The sequence below is a fragment of the Singulisphaera rosea genome (assembly GCF_054877945.1).
Genome location: NZ_JBTYIP020000026.1, coordinates 88,394 through 105,641, shown reverse-complemented (window position 1 = coordinate 105,641; position 17,248 = coordinate 88,394). Strand labels below are relative to the sequence as shown.

Annotated in this window: 14 protein-coding genes and 1 pseudogene; 8 read left to right on the top strand and 7 right to left on the bottom strand. The window is 65.5% G+C overall.

The features are described 5' to 3' along the window. Positions 1-9: 9 nt before the first annotated feature. Together ACYOEI_RS31530 and ACYOEI_RS31525 are read right to left on the bottom strand one after the other, a co-directional pair. The gene (locus tag ACYOEI_RS31530; RefSeq protein ID WP_462853796.1) at positions 10-1,434 is read right to left on the bottom strand and encodes a sigma-54-dependent transcriptional regulator; all 1,425 of its coding nucleotides are present in this window, start codon (positions 1,432-1,434) and stop codon (positions 10-12) included. A 118-nt stretch (positions 1,435-1,552) separates the two neighbouring features. Then, a complete protein-coding gene (locus tag ACYOEI_RS31525; RefSeq protein ID WP_462853794.1) occupies positions 1,553-3,127 on the bottom strand; it encodes a trypsin-like peptidase domain-containing protein in 1,575 nt (524 codons plus the stop codon). A gap of 325 nt (positions 3,128-3,452) precedes the next feature. On the opposite strand from ACYOEI_RS31525, the gene ACYOEI_RS31520 reads away from it, so the two are divergent. The 4 genes and pseudogenes from ACYOEI_RS31520 to ACYOEI_RS31505 all read left to right on the top strand — a co-directional run. Further along, complete coding sequence (locus tag ACYOEI_RS31520) at positions 3,453-3,752, top strand: acyl carrier protein (protein ID WP_462853791.1); 300 nt, start codon at positions 3,453-3,455, stop codon at positions 3,750-3,752. A gap of 340 nt (positions 3,753-4,092) precedes the next feature. Continuing rightward, complete coding sequence (gene dinD / locus ACYOEI_RS31515) at positions 4,093-5,010, top strand: DNA damage-inducible protein D (protein WP_462853789.1); 918 nt, start codon at positions 4,093-4,095, stop codon at positions 5,008-5,010. Positions 5,011-5,015: 5 nt separating this feature from the next. After that, positions 5,016-5,309 (top strand): nucleotidyltransferase family protein, encoded by a 294-nt coding sequence (locus tag ACYOEI_RS31510; RefSeq protein WP_462853787.1) that lies wholly within the window; start codon positions 5,016-5,018, stop codon positions 5,307-5,309. An 85-nt stretch (positions 5,310-5,394) separates the two neighbouring features. Next, positions 5,395-5,643: pseudogene (locus ACYOEI_RS31505) on the top strand (HepT-like ribonuclease domain-containing protein); the annotation flags it as partial. Between the two features lie 125 nt (positions 5,644-5,768). Here the strand turns inward: ACYOEI_RS31505 and ACYOEI_RS31500 are convergent. The 3 genes from ACYOEI_RS31500 to ACYOEI_RS31490 all read right to left on the bottom strand — a co-directional run bounded on the left by ACYOEI_RS31500 (position 5,769) and on the right by ACYOEI_RS31490 (position 10,243). Continuing rightward, positions 5,769-8,453 carry a bifunctional YncE family protein/alkaline phosphatase family protein gene (locus tag ACYOEI_RS31500; protein ID WP_462853785.1) on the bottom strand — a complete coding sequence of 895 codons (2,685 nt, stop codon included), beginning with the start codon at positions 8,451-8,453 and terminating at the stop codon, positions 5,769-5,771. 109 nt (positions 8,454-8,562) lie between these two features. Next, positions 8,563-8,952: an EamA family transporter gene (locus ACYOEI_RS31495; protein WP_462853783.1), complete on the bottom strand. Its 390-nt coding sequence runs from the start codon at positions 8,950-8,952 to the stop codon at positions 8,563-8,565. A gap of 61 nt (positions 8,953-9,013) precedes the next feature. Continuing rightward, complete coding sequence (locus ACYOEI_RS31490) at positions 9,014-10,243, bottom strand: aminotransferase class I/II-fold pyridoxal phosphate-dependent enzyme (RefSeq protein WP_462853781.1); 1,230 nt, start codon at positions 10,241-10,243, stop codon at positions 9,014-9,016. Positions 10,244-10,546: 303 nt separating this feature from the next. On the opposite strand from ACYOEI_RS31490, the gene ACYOEI_RS31485 reads away from it, so the two are divergent. The 4 genes from ACYOEI_RS31485 (at position 10,547) to ACYOEI_RS31470 (ending at position 14,771) form a co-directional block, all read left to right on the top strand. After that, positions 10,547-11,398 (top strand): beta-ketoacyl-[acyl-carrier-protein] synthase family protein, encoded by an 852-nt coding sequence (locus ACYOEI_RS31485; RefSeq protein WP_462853779.1) that lies wholly within the window; start codon positions 10,547-10,549, stop codon positions 11,396-11,398. Further along, positions 11,395-12,609: a beta-ketoacyl-[acyl-carrier-protein] synthase family protein gene (locus ACYOEI_RS31480; protein ID WP_462853777.1), complete on the top strand. Its 1,215-nt coding sequence runs from the start codon at positions 11,395-11,397 to the stop codon at positions 12,607-12,609. Before ACYOEI_RS31485 ends, ACYOEI_RS31480 begins: the two co-directional genes overlap by 4 nt. Positions 12,610-12,861: 252 nt before the next feature. Then, entirely contained in the window at positions 12,862-13,638 is a 777-nt protein-coding gene (locus ACYOEI_RS31475; RefSeq protein ID WP_462853775.1) for an SDR family NAD(P)-dependent oxidoreductase, read from the top strand. A 5-nt stretch (positions 13,639-13,643) separates the two neighbouring features. Next, positions 13,644-14,771 carry an ABC transporter permease gene (locus ACYOEI_RS31470; RefSeq protein WP_462853773.1) on the top strand — a complete coding sequence of 376 codons (1,128 nt, stop codon included), beginning with the start codon at positions 13,644-13,646 and terminating at the stop codon, positions 14,769-14,771. 117 nt (positions 14,772-14,888) lie between these two features. Here ACYOEI_RS31470 and ACYOEI_RS31465 read toward each other — a convergent pair whose 3' ends face one another. Both ACYOEI_RS31465 and ACYOEI_RS31460 read right to left on the bottom strand, forming a co-directional pair. Then, positions 14,889-15,179 (bottom strand): hypothetical protein, encoded by a 291-nt coding sequence (locus tag ACYOEI_RS31465; RefSeq protein ID WP_462853771.1) that lies wholly within the window; start codon positions 15,177-15,179, stop codon positions 14,889-14,891. A gap of 872 nt (positions 15,180-16,051) precedes the next feature. Continuing rightward, a complete protein-coding gene (locus ACYOEI_RS31460) occupies positions 16,052-17,230 on the bottom strand; it encodes a potassium channel family protein (RefSeq protein WP_462853769.1) in 1,179 nt (392 codons plus the stop codon). Positions 17,231-17,248 lie beyond the last annotated feature (18 nt).

Below are 17,248 nucleotides of genomic sequence, written 5' to 3'. Positions count from 1 at the left end.
CCGTTCCTTTCACACATCCGCCGGGTCGACGACCACGGCGTCTTTGAAGCGGGTGCGGTCGAGGTCGTATTTTTGGAGCTTCTGGGTCACGCTGCGGCGGGAGAGGCCGCTGTGCTTGGCGCAACGGGCGACGTTGCCCTTGTAGCGGGCGAGGAGTCGGACGAAGTAGTCGCGCTCGACGCGGCCGATCAGGTCGTTGGTGAGGTCCGGCAGGGGCCGCTCGATGTCGATGAGGGAGGAAGACGCGGCCGGCTTGCGTGCCCGGGGGGCGACGGTGGCGGGGAGGGCGTCGCGGTGGATCTTGGACCCGTCGGCCATGGCCACGGCGGCCTTGATCGCGTTCTCGAGCTCGCGGATGTGCCCCGGCCAGGAATGCTGCAAGAGCGCCTGCATCGCCTCTTCGTCGATCTCGGTGACCGGCGGGGTGCTCATCGGCGTGAACTTCTCGAGGAAATGCATCGCCAGGAGCGGGATGTCCTCGGCCCGCTCGCGGAGCGGCGGGAGGTCGATCCGGATCACGTTCAGGCGGTAGAACAGGTCGGAGCGGAACCGGCCCGCCTTGACCTCGTCCTCGAGCCGCTTGTTGCTCGCCGCGATGATCCTCACGTCGACCTGCAAGGTCTCCGTCCCGCCGACACGCTCGAACGTCCCCGACTGGAGGACCCGGAGCAACTTCGCCTGCATCGCCGGGGAGACGTCCCCGACTTCGTCGAGGAAGAACGTGCCGCCGTCGGCCAGCTCGAAGCGTCCCTTCTTGCGACGGTCGGCGCCGGTGAACGAGCCCTTCTCGTGGCCGAACAGCTCGCTCTCGAGGAGGGACTCCTGGAGCGCCGCGCAGTTGAGGGCGATGAAGGGCCCGTTGCGGAGGCTGTCGGCGGCGTGGATCGCCTGCGCGACGAGCTCCTTGCCGGTGCCGGTTTCGCCGTGGACGAGGACGGTCGAGCCGAGCGGACCGACGTGCTCGATCAGGTCGAAGACCTTCCGCATCTTCGGGCTTTTGGACACGATGTTGTGGAAGCTGTAGTCCTCGCTCATCTGCTTGCGGAGCTGCCGGAGCTCGTCGATCAGGAGCCGGCGTTCGAGGATCCGCTTGACGAGGAAACGGAGGTGGTCGGGCTCATAGGGCTTCGTCACGAAGTCGTCGGCGCCGGCCTTCATGACGTCGAGTGCGACCTGGGTATCGCCGTGGCCGGTCAGCACGATCACGCCGAACGGGAGCTTTTCGGCCCGGACGATCGTGAGCAGCTCGATCCCGCTCATGTCGGGCATGCGCAGGTCGGTGATGACCAGGTGGAAGAGGCGTTCGCGGGCGCAGGCCAACGCCGAGCGGCCGTCGACGGCGGTCTCCACCTCGAACCCGTCGCTCTCGAGGATCTGGCGCAGGTGCTCGCGGATCAGTGGCGTGTCGTCCACCACCAGGATACGGCGTTTCATGACGTGGCCCTTCCCTTACCTTTGTGGCTCATCTTGAGTCGTTTCGGGTCCGTTCCTTGGACGAGGCGGTCTCGGGTCATCGTGCATGCCCCGGGTCACGTCACGTCGCGTCGCGTCGTCAATCCGGGCTCGAAGGGGGCTTGGCTTGGCCGTCCGGCGCTCCCGTCGCCGGGCCGTTCTCCACGGCGGTGTCAGGGATCAGTCGCAGCTCGGCCTTGGATCCTCTGAGGACCCGGACGACCAGCTCGCGATCCTTGGGGCGTTTGGCCAGGGCGTCGCGGACGTCGTCGATGGAGTCGAGCGTGCGGTCGAGGAGATTCGTGATGATCATCCCGGTCTCGAGCCCGCCGCGGTCGGCCGGCCCGTCGCGGTCGATGCCGACGATCAGCAGCCCATGCGTCGGTCGGGCGATCCGGAACCGCTGGGCGAGCGCGGGCGATGGGTTGCTGAGCCTCAGGCCGAGCTCGGGGAAGTGGACGTCGGCCACGAGCAAGTCGGTCTCGATTCGGGGGATGTCGACCCGAGGGCCCGCGGGGCGAGGCTCGGGGAACCGGGGGACGCCATCGAACGGGCCGGGCCGGACTTTGGGGAATTCGCTCGGCGACCGCTCGCGGAGGCCGAACGACTCGGGCTGCTCCTTGGGCACGACCTTGAGCTCGCGACGTTCGCCGTTGCGGTCGACCTCGACGGCGATGGGCGTGCCGACGGGGGCCACTTCGATGGCCGTCTGGAGCTGACCCGAGCCGCCGACCGGCTTGCCGTCGAGGCGGAGCAAGACGTCGCCGACCCTCAGCCCGGCCTCGGCGGCGGGGCTGCCGGGGCTGACCCCGGTAATGGCGACCGCACCCGGTTGGTCGAGGCGTTCGAGCGTCGAGCGGTCGACGATACCGATCTGGATCCCCATGTAGGAGCGCCGGACCCTCCCGTGCTCGGCGAGGTCGGCGGCGACTCGTCGGGCCCTGGCCGACGGGATCGCGAAGCCGACCCCCTCGTACGCCCCCCGGACGGTCTTGATCGCGGTGTTGATCCCGACGATCTCGCCCCGGAGGTTGACCAGCGGGCCCCCCGAGCTGCCGGGGTTGATCGCGGCGTCGGTCTGGATCAGGTCCTCATACATCGACATCCCGATCCCGCGACTCTTGCCGCTGATGATGCCGGCCGTCACCGTGCCCGAGAGCCCGAACGGCTGCCCGACGGCCAGGACCCAGTCGCCGATGTCGAGCGACTGCGAGTCGCCCCAGTCCGCCTTGGTCAGCCCCTTGGGGTCGATGATCAGGAGCGCGAGGTCGCTCTTGGGGTCGCGATGGATCTGCGAGGCCGGTCGCTCCCGCCCATCCTGGAGGAGCACCACGACCTTCGACGCGTTCTGCACGACGTGGTCGTTGGTCAGCACGAAGCCCTTCTCGGCGTCGATCACAACGCCCGAGCCTCCCCCTTCGTCTTGGGGCATGGAGTCCGGGCCGAATCGTCCCCCTCGCCAGAGCGGGTCATAAGGGGCCGGGCGTTCGAACGGGGCGACGACCCCGATCGCCTTGACCGAGACGACGGCGGGAAGGGCCCTTTGGGCCGCTTTGCGGAAGCTTTGCGAGAGTGATTCGGCCTCGCCTTGCGCGAGGGCAGTAGCCGTCCCGAGGGCCGTCAGGGCGAGCGCCGCGGTCGACAGGATCACCCGCCAACGGATGGTCGTGGGCATCGTCGTGCTCCCTTCCGTGCGAGTCATGGAGCCGCCGGACGGCGATCGTGTCCTGCTTGCGCGTCGGGGCGGTTTCGTCGACTATAACGCCGCCCGACCCGCGGTGCCAAGTCCCGATCGCCGACGATCTTGGGTAACGCGGGACGGCGAATCGCACTGGCCGGACTCGCACCGTCTGGGGTAGCCTGGGAACCACCCCCCGTTGAATCCGAATCCCGACGCGTCGTCCGACGTCGAGGTTGGAGTCGTCGGGGATGTCCCCATGCCCCGGGCCGGGCCGAGGACGGCCCAACCTCGGGCGGTCGAGAGCCCATCAGGAGGCGTAATGATGTCGACTCGTGAGGCCTTGCGCACGACCCTGCGGACCCTTCTCGAAGACGAGATGGGCGAGTCCTATCCCGACCTCACGGACGACCGGGACCTGCGCGAAGGCATGGGCCTCGACTCGGTCGACGTCGTCGGCGTGGTCATGCGGATCGAGCGCGAGTTCCGGGTCCGCCTCACCCAGGAAGAACTCGCCCAGGTGAAGAACGTCGGCGACCTCCTCGACCTCATGCAGGCCAAGCTCGCCGCCGGCCCGGAAACGCATCCCCCCGGCACCGTCGGGGAGATTCCGCCAAACTGAACCATCGGGTCCCATCACCACGTCAAACGGCCTATCGCACCGACGGCCGAGAAGCATTTCCTCCTCGACTCAACGACCCTCTAGCGTCGCTCGAGGTTGCAGTGTACTTTTGTTCGCTGCGTGGGTTGGGCGGCGAAACCTCCGATTCTTCGATGAGGACGTGCAGACGTCTTGTTGACGAAGTTCTCTGCCATCAAGCGGCTTGAGCAAGTTGGCCCTATAGGACCGACCTCAGCCGATCGGTCGCATCAAGAGCTCCGTCAAAGTCGAAAGAGGTGGTTCCGTCGCTGTTCACCGCGTAACGACGAGTGGCCTCGCTTCGACGATAGTGGAGACAGTCATGGGCGACGAGCAACGACCCGTTCTCGGCGGTAAGTCCTTCGAGGATTTGAAACAGACGAACGAGCACGGCGCCGAGTACTGGAGCGCGCGTGAGATTCAATCGCTCCTCGGCTACGGCCAATGGCGGAACTTCGAGGGTGCTGTCAAGAAAGCGATAACCTCTTGCGAACAATCGGGTAATGTTTGCGAGTATCATTTTGCCGGCGCCAGCAAAATGATCGAGATTGGTAAGGGCGGGGCCAGGAACGTCCCCGATTACCACCTCTCTCGGTTCGCCTGCTACTTGATTGCTCAGAACGGCGATCCCCGAAAGGCGGAGATCGCCCATGCTCAGCAATACTTCGCCATCCAGGCTCGTCGCCAGGAACTGTCCGACCTGCACGCTGCCGATAGGGAGCGGTTGGAATTGCGTCGGCAGGCATCCGAGGAGTTCAAGAACCTCTCGGGGGCGGCCAGGCAGGCGGGCGTGAGGGACCGCATGTTCGGCATCTTCCACGACGCTGGGTACAAGGGGATGTATGGTGGGCTCGGAGGGGATGCGATCAAGCGGAAGAAAGGTGTTCCTGACAAAGAAAACCTGATGGATCGGATGGACTCGACGGAATTGGCCGCCAACCAGTTTCGCATGACGCAGGCTCGCGACAAACTCGCGAGGGACGGCGTAAAGAGCGAACAGCGGGCCATCCAGACCCACGAACAGGTTGGCAAGGAGGTCCGTGAAGCGATCAAGCGGATCGGTGGCACACTCCCTGAACAGATTCCGCCTGCCGAGCCGATCAAGGACGTCGAGAAGCGACTGAAGCAGGCGAAGCCGAAACTGGTACTCGAGGGCCCCGAGGCCAGTGGTCTCCTCGGAGACGGTACAATAGGCGGAGAGGACGTGGAATCATCGGATGCGTCGTCTTCCCAGGAATGAGCCCCATGAATCGCCAAGCCATCCTCGACCGTCTGAATGCCGAAGCCCCGGCCTTGAAGGAGAAATACGGGGTCAAGTCACTGGCCGTCTTCGGCTCAATGGCTCGGGGCGACGATCACGAGGGGAGCGACGTCGACATCCTCGTCACATTCGAAGGGCCGGCCACGTTCGACAACTTCATGGGGTTGAAGTTCGACCTCGAAGACCATCTTGGTAGGAAAGTGGATCTCGGCACGCCGAACACACTCCGGCCCGAGATGCGGGCGAGAGTCGAGAAGGACCTTCTCTATGTCCCGTGAATGGCAATCCTGCCTGGCTGACATCCGTACCGCTTGCGAGAAGGTGTCACGTTTCACGGTCGGTATGGACTGAGAGGCGTTCCTCGGGGACGAGCGGACCTATCATGCCGTGGTCCATTGTCTCCTCATCGTCGGCGAGGCTGCGAAACGTATCCCCGACGACGTGCGCCAACGCCTGCCCGAGGTCGAGTGGAAGAAGATCGCCGGGATGCGGGACTGGATGATACACGCCTACTTTTCAATCAACGACGATATCCTCTGGAATGCGGTCGAATCCAAGGTGCCGGAACTCTTGCGAGCCCTTCAGAAATTCCATGACGAGGATTCGTCTTGAGCGGGAAGACCGATTTGGAACTCACCTGGATTGGCAAGATCGAAAACGAAACCTCCCTGCCAGCCTGTGACCATCCCAAAACCCGGCTCTGAAGCCGCCGCCGGGTTTTGGGGCCGCGAGCCCGATCAACGATCGTCGTCGTCATCATCCTCCGCGAAGCCGATCGCCCACTCCGGGTAGGGGATCATCGAACCTTTGATCGCCCGCCAGAGGATGCGGTTGAGGAGATCTTCGGGCGCCTTGTCGACTTCCCTGAAGTTGAGCTCGGCGGAGGCGATCGCGTCTTTTTTGAGGATGTCATCCCGGATCGCGTTCGGGGCGGGGTTCATTTGGTCCAGGGGGACGAGGTTCGCGACCGAGTCGAACGGGGTGGCGTTGGGGGTGTCGGTGAAACAGTCGAACATCGGCGTCGCGGAGGCGTCGAACTGGTTCATCGGCGGCAGGCCGAGGACCTGTTCGATCGTCCGGATCACGCTCGTGGTGTTGTACTGGGTGCCGACGACCGCGTTGCGTTTCGCATAAGGGCTGACGCAGTACGCCGTGGTCCGGTAGCCGCTGATGTGATCCCAGCCGGCCTGGGGGTCGTCCTCGATCGCGAAGATGGCCATCTTGCCCCAGAAGCGGGAGTGGCTGAGGGCCTCGACGATTCGACCGAACGCCAGGTCGTTGTCCGCCATGCACGAGGCTGGGGTGGGGCTCCCGGGGCTCGTGCCGCTGGTGTGGTCGTTCGGTAGGCAGATGATCACAAGATTCGGATATTCTCCATTCTTCTCGAATTCCTTGAGCTCTCGGATGATGAAATCCGCCCGATACTGGTCGGGGACCGCCATCTCCCAGCCGACATAGGCCGTGGGAGAGTACGGGCGAATGGATTCGACCGACGGCTCGCTCTCGAACACGACCTCGGTGGATTCTCCCTTCCAGGTGCGGTAGCAGGCGAGATAGTCGGGTGTCCCTTTCTTGGCCTTGTCTCTCCAGCGGACCTTCGGCCCCATGAACTCGCCGTAGTTACGGAGCGTCTTCCGATGGGCGATGGCGTTGTCCCACAAGAAGCCGGCGGGAGAATAGGCCAACGCGTCGACGTCGTCCTCTCCCATGCCGTCGGGATAGCTCCTCGGGAACCCGGCGAAGCTTTTCTCCATGTAGTCCGTGCTGAAGGCCGTCGTGCTCCACTGGTGGCCGTCCGCGCTTAGGATCCCGGCGCAGTAAGTGTTGTCGAGGAGGACGAACTCGTCGACCAGCTTGTGTTGATTCGGCGTGATGTCCGCCCCGAAGATGCACAACTCAGCCTGGCCCTTCCCACGGTTGATCTTGCCGAAGACTTGATCATAGGTGCGATTCTCCTTGATCACATAGACGACATGCTCGATCAGGCTGGGCTCTCCGATCCGCTCGGGGATGGCTCGGGGTGGCTGGTTCGGTCGGGCCGGCAACGCCGCCTGGGCGATGGCACCTCGGCGAGTATTTCTGGCGACCCGTTCCGAGAGCTTGGGCAAGTCCGTCGCGGAGGGCAGCGGCATCAACGACACCGAGCCGTGATAGTGGTGCGAGTTGAACCCCTTCGTCCCATCCCTCTGCGTCTTAGGCTGTGGCGGCAGCCCCTTGATGTTGGCCACACACAGCGCCTTGCGGCGTGCGTCGAACGCAATTGCCCCCGGGAACCAACCCGAGGGGATCAGGCCCTCGAGTTTCGTATCTCCCTTGTCCTCGGGGTCGAAGTGGAAGACGGCGATGGCGTTCTGAGTCCCGTTCGCGACGAACAGCCGGCGGCCGGTGTCGTCGAACGCCAGGGCGTTGGGCGACGCCCCGAAGAGGTCGGACGGCTTTTCCTTCGCCCAGACCGTCTCGACGACAGCCTCTTTGGCGACGTCGATCAGGCTCAGATTGTCGCTCCCCGCGTTGGCGCAGACGACGAACTCGCGGTCGGGCGAGACGGCCAGCGCGGAGGCGTGCCGGCCCGTCAGCAGTTCTTGAGAGACCCGGTTTCCCGCCAGGTCGATCAGGCTCACCGAGCCTTCGCTGGCGATATGACGGACCGGGTCGACACGCACTTGCGTCCCCTGGCCGGCTGGCCCGGTCAGGTCGCCGGGGCCGGGGCGCCGGCCTCCCCAGTTGCTGACGAACGCTTTGCCACTCACTAGGACGACGTCATAAGGCGCGACGCCGACGTCCCAGGAACGGAGCAGGGCGCCGTCGGCGGTGTTCAACTCGAGGAGTTTGTTGGAGAGATTGCCGCAGACATAGAGCCGGGTGTCGTCGTCCGAAAGCGCCAGTCCGCTGGGAATCTCCGGCTTGCGCCGAGGGGCATTCGCTTCCGGCAGCCGGAAGACCTGCGTGGGTTGAATTGCGCCGTCCGCCGCCACGGTGAAGACCTTGATCGACCCGTTCACATTACTCAGGAAGACACGTTTTCCGTCGTGCGAGAACGTCAATCCGGTGTAGCTGACCTGGCCCTCGCGGTCGGGCTTGAGGATGTTCGGCGAGACCGCGTCCGGCGTCTTCTGGCCTTCGTTGGGGAGGGCCACGCGTTGCACGACTTTCGCCTGGTCGACGTCGATCACGAGCAATTCGCTCGTCTTGCCCGAGACCAGGAGATGCTTGCCGTCCGGCGACAACGCCAACGCCTGGGGACGCAACCCGGCCAACTCCACTTGCCGACCGTAGGGGGTGAGCACCTGGTTGACGGGGGTGCTGATCATGTCGTCGCGCCAGCGCCCGACGAGATCCGTGGTCGTCTCGATCGCGGCGTCCTGGCCAAAGGCCGAGGTTGCCAGGATCATCCAACTCGTCAGGGTCCAGCCACGGATCATAACTTCCTCCAGGATCGCGGTCTTGCGGCTCATACCGGCAGCAGTATGAATCGGGCGCCGCCGACCGTCAATCGGGCGCGAGATCCAGCGATCGGGCGATCTTCGGCGGTCAGCGGCCGGCCTGGGCGTCGTCCAGGCCGACGACCGCCACGCCGATCGTGATGAGGAGCATGCCGGCCCAGCGCAGCAGGCCGACGTCCTCGTGGAGGAAGTACTTCGCGAGGATCGCCGCCAAGGGGTAGGAGGCGGCGGTCAGGGGCAGGACGAAGCTCAGGTCTGCCCCCCGCATCGCGGCCATGTAGAGCCCGACATGAATGACGAGGAGTCCGCCCCCCGCCCAGATCCAGCCGTTGCCCACGATGGCGATCGCCTGGGGTCTCCAGCCGGGAGGAGCCTCGGCGGTCTGCTTCATTCCCTTCGAGAGGAACGTCTCGCCGACCGACAGCGCCAGGACCGCCACGAGCATGATCAGGAGGATCCAGGCGCGTTCGGAGGGCATCTGTGATCAGTCTCTTGGAAACGTTATGTTTTTGGGATAATCATGGTAGGCGATGCCCACTCTACGAGGGATTCTTCGACGACAAAGCGGCGAAGGCGGCGAGGAGGCCGTCGACGGACTCGGGCGAGTGGTTCGCGTTGCATTGCACGCGGAGGACGCCGCCGTGGTAGGGGACGGCGGGAAAGAGGACCGACTGGACGTAGTAGCCCTGGTCGAAGAGGAATTTCCCGGCGAAGAGCGTGTCCGCCTCGTCGCCGATCGGCACGGAGACGATTGGCGTGACGCCACCGATGACCGAGTAGCCGAGGGCCGTGAGGCCAGTCGTGAGTCTCTCCACGTGCGCGACGAGCTGGTCGCGGAGGGGGGCGTAGTCGGCCGAGCGGAGGATGTCGACGACCGTGCCGATCGCCTCGAGGTAGGGGGGGACGACCGGTCCTCCGAAAATATAAGGATTCGAGCGGATTTTGAGCAATCGTTGGAATGCCCGAGAGCAGCCGACGAATCCTCCTGCGCACGAAAATGCCTTTGAGAGCGAGCCGACGACAATGGCGTTCTCGTAGCTCCCCAGCGCCTCGAGCACTGTCCCTCGGCCATCCTCCCCGAGCACGCCCGTGCCGTGGGCGTCGTCGATGTAGAGGACGGCGTCGAGCGATCGGGCGGTTTCGTCGAGCTCGGCCATCGGGGGGATCTCGCCGCTCATGCTGTAGACACCGTCGATGCAGACGAGGGCACAGCGGTAGGGGCGGAGCCCTTCGAGGGTGCGACGGAGTGAACTCGGGTCGTTGTGGGAGAAGATGGCGACCTTCACACCATCGGCCCTGGCAATCTTGGCGGCCTCTTGCATCGAGTTATGTGCGTGCTCGTCGAGCACGATCACGTCCTGCCGGCCGACGAGGCCTGGAATCGCCCCCATGTTGGCCAGGGTAACCGAGGGATAAATCAGGACCGACTCGATCCCGAGCCAGTCGGCGAGCTTTTCTTCCGCCTCGATGTTGGCCCGCACGCTCGCGAAGGCCCGTGAGGCCCCATTGTGGCTTCCCCAACGCGTGAGGCCTCGGCGGATCGACTCCTGGACCCTAGGGTCCTGGTCGAGCCCCAGGAAGCTGTCGGACCCGAAATTGACCACGCGCCGGCCGTTCACGACGATCTCGCGGCCAGGCCCCACCTCGTCGACGACCAAGTCCTTCAGGTGGATCTCGGCATGTTCCTCGCCGAACTGCTCGATGATCCGCACCAGGCGATTCTGCCGAAGCGCGTTCTCGAGCTTCTCCATCGGGGACGTGACGATCATCGGGCCTCCTCCTTGGCGGAGCTTTGATGCCGGGACCAGTCCGTGCGTGACGCCATCGCGACGAGGTGACGGGGGGCGGTCGATGATCGCGAGCCTCGGGGACTTCGTTGAGGAGGATACAAAAGTTTGCGATCGCGGGACAAGCCGTTCTCGGATTGGCGCGGGGCGTCGGTCACGTCATAGTGGTTTTCGATGGATTCCCCCTCTTCACCCGATCGACGACCTGCAACACGAACCACGGCCGTGAGGCGAGGCCGCCGACTCGACGTCCATCGACGAGGCCCTTGCGAGGACTTGCAACCTATGGAGGGGGAGAATCCGGCGTTGGTCGCCCCGATCGTCGAGCATGGGAGCCCGGCTTTCGACTCCGGGCTCGTCGGGGCGATCGTCGGGCATGGGACCTATCGAGCGACCCGGGAGCAACTCTCGGAATGGCGGAAACGCCCCGCTGCGGGATCGGAACGAGACGCTCGCATTTCTCCGGCGCTCTTACGCTACTCGGATGAGCAGACGATTGCGGGCGTCATCGCCACATTCGACGCGGCGGACCGAATGGGAGCCGAGCCGGCGCGATTCAAGGACTGGGGCCTCGTGGCGGCGCCTCGCTACCTCGGGCGGTCGACCCTCGCCCTGACGTTGCAGAGGTTCGGAGTCGAGGGGGTCTGGGGCACCTCGCCCCACCTGATCCCCCACTTCGCGCTCCACTCGGCGTCGGGCACGATCAGCCAGGCACTGGGGATCCAGGGGCCGAACATCGGGGTTGGTGGGGGTTTCTACTCGGCGGCCGAAGGGTTCCTCGCCGCCTTGAGCTGGCTGAAGCTCGGGAACGTGCCGGGGATGTTGCTCGTCTTGAGCGGCTGGTCTCCCGAGCTACGCCCGGCGAAGGGCGAGACGCCCGCGTCCGAGGGGGAATGCCAGGCGCTGGCGCTCGCGCTCGTGGCCGAACCCGGCGGGGCCCGGCCAATGGTGCGGATTGCGAACGGGCCCGAGGGGACCTCGACCGCGTCTCCGGCCACGCTGGGACGATTGATCGAAGCCTTGTACGAAGGGCAGGGGGCCGGAGGAGGGCCGATCGCGACCGATCCGACCGGCCGGCTCCGCGTCGAATGGGTTCCGGCCGGGGCCGAGGACAAGTCGGCCGGGGAAGGATCATGATGACCTTGGATGAGCCGGTCTGGATCACGGGGGTCGGGGCGGCGACCCCTCTGGGGTGCGACCTCCCGACGATCGACGCCGGGCTGCTCGCGGGACGCTCGGGCGTGGGGCCGGTCCGGAGGTTCTCGACGGCCGACTACCCGAGCCAGATCGCCGGGCAGATCGACGCGATCCCGTGCCCGCCCGGACGGGATCCCCGGGAATTCGAAGCCCGTCCTCCGCTCGAACGCGTCGCCATCTTGAGCATCGAATCGGCCTTGCGCGACGCCGGTTGTTGGGGGGGCCAGCGGCAGGACCGGATCGGCCTGGTCCTCGGCCTGGGGGCCGAATGGATGCTGCTCTGGGAGGCCGACTACGCGTCGGGGGGGACGCGGGTCTACGACCCCGAGCAGGACCGCGAGTCGACCCTGGAGAGGGTCCGGCGGGCCTTGCCGATCGCGGGACCGTCGCTGGCGCTCTCGGCGGCCTGCGCGAGCGGGAACCATGCCCTGGAGATCGGCCGGCTCTGGCTCCGGCTCGGGATGGTCGACGTCTGCGTCGCGGGGGCGTTTGACATGGCCGTCACGCCGATCGGCCTGGCGACGTTCGGCAACCTCCGCGCCCTCTCCCGACGCAATGCCGAGCCGGCCGCCGCGTCCCGTCCGTTCGACCGGGCCCGCGACGGCTTCGTCCTGGGCGAAGGGGGCGCCGCTTTCGTCCTCGAGCGGGCCTCGGACGCTCGCCGACGCTCGGCGAGAGCGTATGCCGAGGTCGCCGGCTGTGCGGGCACGAGCGACGCCTACCATCACGTGATCCCCAGCCCCGACCCCGCCCCGGCCGTCGCCGCCATGCGACGCGCCCTGGCCGATGCGCGGATCGACCCCGCCGAGGTCGACCACGTCAACGCCCACGCGACCGGGACCCCGGTCGGGGACGCGTCCGAGGCCCTCGTCCTGCGCACGGCCCTGGGAGACTCGGCCGACCGGATCCCTGTGAGCTCGACCAAGAGCATGACGGGCCACCTCCTGACGGCCGCCGGGGCGGTCGAGGCCCTGGCGTGCCTGACGGCCCTCCGCCATCAGGCGATCCCCCCGACGATCAACCTCGACGAGCCCGACGTCGACCTCTGTCTCGTCGCCAACGAGGCGAGGCCGCACCCGGTCCGAATCGCGGTGTCGAACTCCTTCGGCTTCGGCGGGAGCAACACGTGCTTGCTTCTTCGTATGGTCTGAGCATCGGTCCCGAAACCTGTTTTTTTCTTAAAAACCGGTTTCTGTGGGAGTAGACGACGACATCCCGCAAGGGGTTGCCCGCGTCCAGCTGGGCGGGAACGGGCATTGTGCGAGCGACTCGTTGAGTTCCGCGAGGGATTGACGACGTCGGGTGGGTCAGAAACCCATTTTTTTGAGAAGGAAACAGGTTTCGGGATTTGTTCTGAACACCGGGCCTAGCCGGCCCTTTCGATGGTCGAGAGACTCTCAACGATGGCGAGTGCGGGTGGCGTGGCGTTGATCACCGGGGCGTCGAGCGGCATTGGTCGGGCCTTGGCGGTCCGCCTGGCGTCGGAAGGCTACCGCGTCGGCTTGATCGCCCGGCGCCAACCCGAGCTTGAGGCCGTGGTTGCGACGGTCGAAGCGAACGGGGGCCAGGCCAAATCAGCGGTGGCCGACGTCGGCGACCGCGAGGCGCTTCGGGAGGCCATCGCCGGTCTCGAAGCCAAGCTCGGCCCGGTCGACGTCGTGGTCGCCAACGCCGGCTTCGGTGCCCCGACGCACCTCGATCCTTTGAACATCGACGACGTCGAGTCGACCTTCCGGGTCAATCTCCTCGGCGTGGTCTACTCGCTCGAGTCCGTCCTCCCGGGGATGATCCGGAGGGGGAGGGGACATCTCGTGGCGATTTCGAGCCTCGCCGCGTTCAAGGGCCTGCCCGGCGAGGGGGCCTATTGCGCCAGTAAGGCCGCAGTGAACGCCTACATGGAGAGCCTGCGGATCGCCCTCCGGGGGCGGGGTGTGACGGTGACGACCGTCTGTCCTGGATTCGTCCAGACCGAGATGACGCCGATGGACGCCGCGTTCACGCCGTTCCTGATGTCGGCCGACGCGGCCGCCCTGCGGATCGCCCGGGCGATCGAGCGGAGGCGCGGAGGCGTCGTGCGGTTCCCCTGGCCGATGGCCGTGCTCACCGACCTGATCGCCCGGCTCCCCGACGCGCTCGTCGCTCGGCTGGTCACGGTGCCGTCCGGGCCCTCGACGGAGTGATCCCGATGGTCGACCTGGCCTTCAAGATGCTCCTCGACGACAAGACCCGATTCGCGATCACCGTGATGGGGGTCGGGTTCGCGGTCGCGTTGGTCTTGATCCAGATCGGGCTATTCTTCGGCCTGCTCGAGAACGCGAGCATCACGATCGACCGCCTCGACGCCGAGCTCTGGGTCTCGGCGCGGAGCACGCCGAACGTCGACTTTGCCAACCCGTTCCCCGAGACCTACGTCCAGCGCGTCCGCTCCGTCCCAGGCGTTGCCAAGGCCGACAACCTGATCGTCTGGTACGCGATGGTCGCGCTCCCGAGCGGTGCCAAGGAGTCGGTCGTGTACTACGCCCTCGAGGACTTCGCCCGCTGGCACTTCCCCTGGAGTGTCGCGACGGGCGACCCGGCCGACCTCCGCCGAGGTCGGTTCGCCTTGCTGGATGACTCGGCCGAGCGTCGATTCGGGGCGTTCGGCGTGGGCGACTACCGCGAGTTCCAGGGCCGTCGGCTCAAGCTGATCGGCCGGACCCGCGAGGCCCGCTCGTTCACCACGAGCCCGATCGCCTTCCTCGACTACCGGCTCGCGCAAAGCCTCTCGCCCGACGAGCTCCGGCACCGGACGACCTTCATCATCGTCAAGCTAAAGCCGGGGGCCGACGTCGAGGCTGTCCGGCGCGAGATTCGCCGCCGACTCCCCTACAACGACGTCCACACCAAGGCCGAGTGGGCCTCGATCTCGCGTTGGTACTGGATCGACAGCACCGGCCTGGGCTTGACGATCTTCCTCACGGTCTTCCTCGGCGCCCTCGTCGGCGTGGTGATCGTGGCCCAGACGCTGTACGCGTCGACGACCGAGCACCTCCCCGAGTTCGGCACCGTCAAGGCCCTCGGCGGCCGGAATGCCGACGTGTACGGGATCATCGCCGAGCAGGCGTCCTTCGCCGCCGCCCTGGGGTTTCTCCTCGGCCTCGGCCTGACCTTCGCCCTACGGCCGGTCCTGACCGAGCTCGACATGGCGATGATCGTCACCCCGACCCTCGCCGCCCTCGTCTTCGTCGGTACCCAGGGCATGTGCCTCTCCGCCGCCTTCCTCTCTTTCCGGAAGGTCGCCGCCCTCGACCCGGCCATCGTCTTTCGAGGTTGAACCGTGCTGCTCGGACGTATGCCGTACCGGGCCCGCCTCGGCATAGTCCACGGAGAGTTTCCCATCTCGGGAGGATCGGTTCTGGGTCGCTTCATAGCCATCGCTCACCTTCACCGCTCAGCTTACGATTGCGCCATCCTCTGCGAGGCCGTTGATGGCCGAGCGGACCGTTCGCTGGGCTACCGCGATCGCTGTCTCTTTCTGTAACTCGGTCGGTAGGTCCCAACCAAACTCGTCGGTCCGAAGGCATCCATTGATCGCGCCCCGCAGGCAGTCGCGATAGTAGACCTCGTACATTTCCACCGAGTCGTCCGCGTCCCTGAATAGGGCAAATAGGCGGAGCATGTCCGCCCGGACCTTGTGGTAGCGATCTTCGATGATAATGACTTTAGGGGTCAGGATTCTCACGGAAATACCCTCGAAGGGCCGAGCGGTGCGCCGCCTCTCGGGTTGCCACTTTCTCCCGGTGGTAAGGCGGGTGCTCGTCCCTTCCATGAATCAGGCGATTGAATTGTGGGTACTCCTGGATTGTCCTCCTCATCCCGGCGGGCGGCGGAGGAGATTCGCCCTTCAGTCCGGACGGTCAGATCACGGGCGACTTCGCCCTCCGGGACGTCGAAGCCGCGAACCAGGTCCGCGGTGACATCCTCGAGAGGGTCGTCTCGCGTTGGACCGGCCCTGCTTTGGGCTACGACAGACCCGTTGAGAATCTCGGATCGCAAAGAAGTGATCCCGGCCCTAGGCCGGCGGGAATGGCGAGGGAGGTGAGCGGCAGAATTGTAGAGAGGCTGCGGGCTCGCTTCGGTCGTCAGACCAATGCGCCCTATCCTAGTCGAGATATCGTCGAAAGGCAAGATGGACAATTGTGGAAGATCGTTGATTTGGAAGGTTGAATCAATCGAATCCTGTCTAGGGTCTTTGCGTCGAAACAGTAGGCCTTATTTGAAGAATAACTATATTAACAAGAATAAATGGTTTGATAGGTGTTTCGGCGGGTTCGCGTGCTGGCCAGGAGTCCGGCACGCTTGACGAGCCGCCGCGCCCATCGGTTTCGCTTCCCTGGGGTTCACCGCCGAGCTTGAGCGGCCCGGGGTCACCATTGTGTGGCCATGCTCGGCCTCCCTCTGCGACTATCAGGCCGCCCGGCAACGTACCGAGATCCGCCGTCTGGAGAGGAGCGTTCAGGTCTCAAGGTGAGCAAGAATACGAGCCTCCTCCCCCGGAGCTTTCGCGAGGTAACGCCTGGCCATTCCGGAGAGTGCGGCTCCCACAACCGGACGCTAGGGATTTTTCGCGGGACTGTCAGGCCTCGTGGTCGGCAGTGGCTGGGTGGGGTTCGGGAATACGCGGCTTAGGAGGATGAGCTGGTCGTCGGCCCTGAGCGGTCCCGCTTCGTCGCCGACCGGGTTGAGCAGCATCTCGCTTCCCCGCTGGATGCCGATCAGGAGGCAGGACCGTCTGTCGGCACGGTTCCTGGCGAACAGGTTCGACAACTCGGAAAAATCCTTGCCCGTCAACTCCTCCGGGGCGGCGACGAGGTACACCTCGTTCGCGTCTCGCCCGACGGTGAGCAGCTCCTGGTAGACCTGAGTCATCCCGTGATAGAGGGAGGCCCGGGCCAGGAGGCGGAGCCCGAGCTCATCCGAGGAGATGATCTCGTCGGCGCCGGCTCGCTTCAGGTGGTTGCGATTCGCCGAATTCCGGCACTCGACCGCGAGGTTCGGCTGACGCTCGCCGCGGCAGACTCCCCGGACCGCGATGCAGGTGAGTATCGTCTTCCCGTCGGCATGCTTACCCTCGCGGTCGTCGGCGAGCACGACCACCGAGTAGGCTTGCGAAACCTTCGCCCGCTTGAGGATGACGTCGTTGCTGGGGTCACCCTTGACGATATAGACGTCGCTGAATGCGTCTTCCTCTTGCTTGTCCGGCAGCTCGATGTCCTCCGGGCTGTCGTGGATGATGACGACGGGCCGCTTCTGGCCCTGGATGATTTTGTTGTGCACCTCGCGGATCCAGTCGAGTCCGCGTGGGGACCAGTTGCAGAGGATGAGATGATCCTCCATGGCGAATTCGCTCACCTCTCGCCTCCTGAGGTACTTCTCGACGAGCAGTGACGCCACGGTCGCCGTGAACAGGCCGACAAGGGCCACCCCGACGATGACGAGGAACATCGCCACCAGGCGGCCCGCGCGGGTCTCCGGGGCATCTTCGAGTCCGCTGAAGAGGAGGAGCCAGACGTTCCAGAGGGCATCGAACGGGCTCCGGTAGTGGGGATTGGTCTGCCGTTCGGCGAAATAGAGACCGAGCGAGCCCAGGAGCCAGATCCCCAGGGCGACCATGACGAGTCGGCCGACCTGGTGGCGACCCCAGGTCGCGAAGGACCGCAGGACCTTCCGCCACTTCCCGGATTCGACGGCCCAGACAAGGAGCTTGACGGGTTTCCGGCCTCGACTCTCCATGAGCCCCGTCTCGGATAA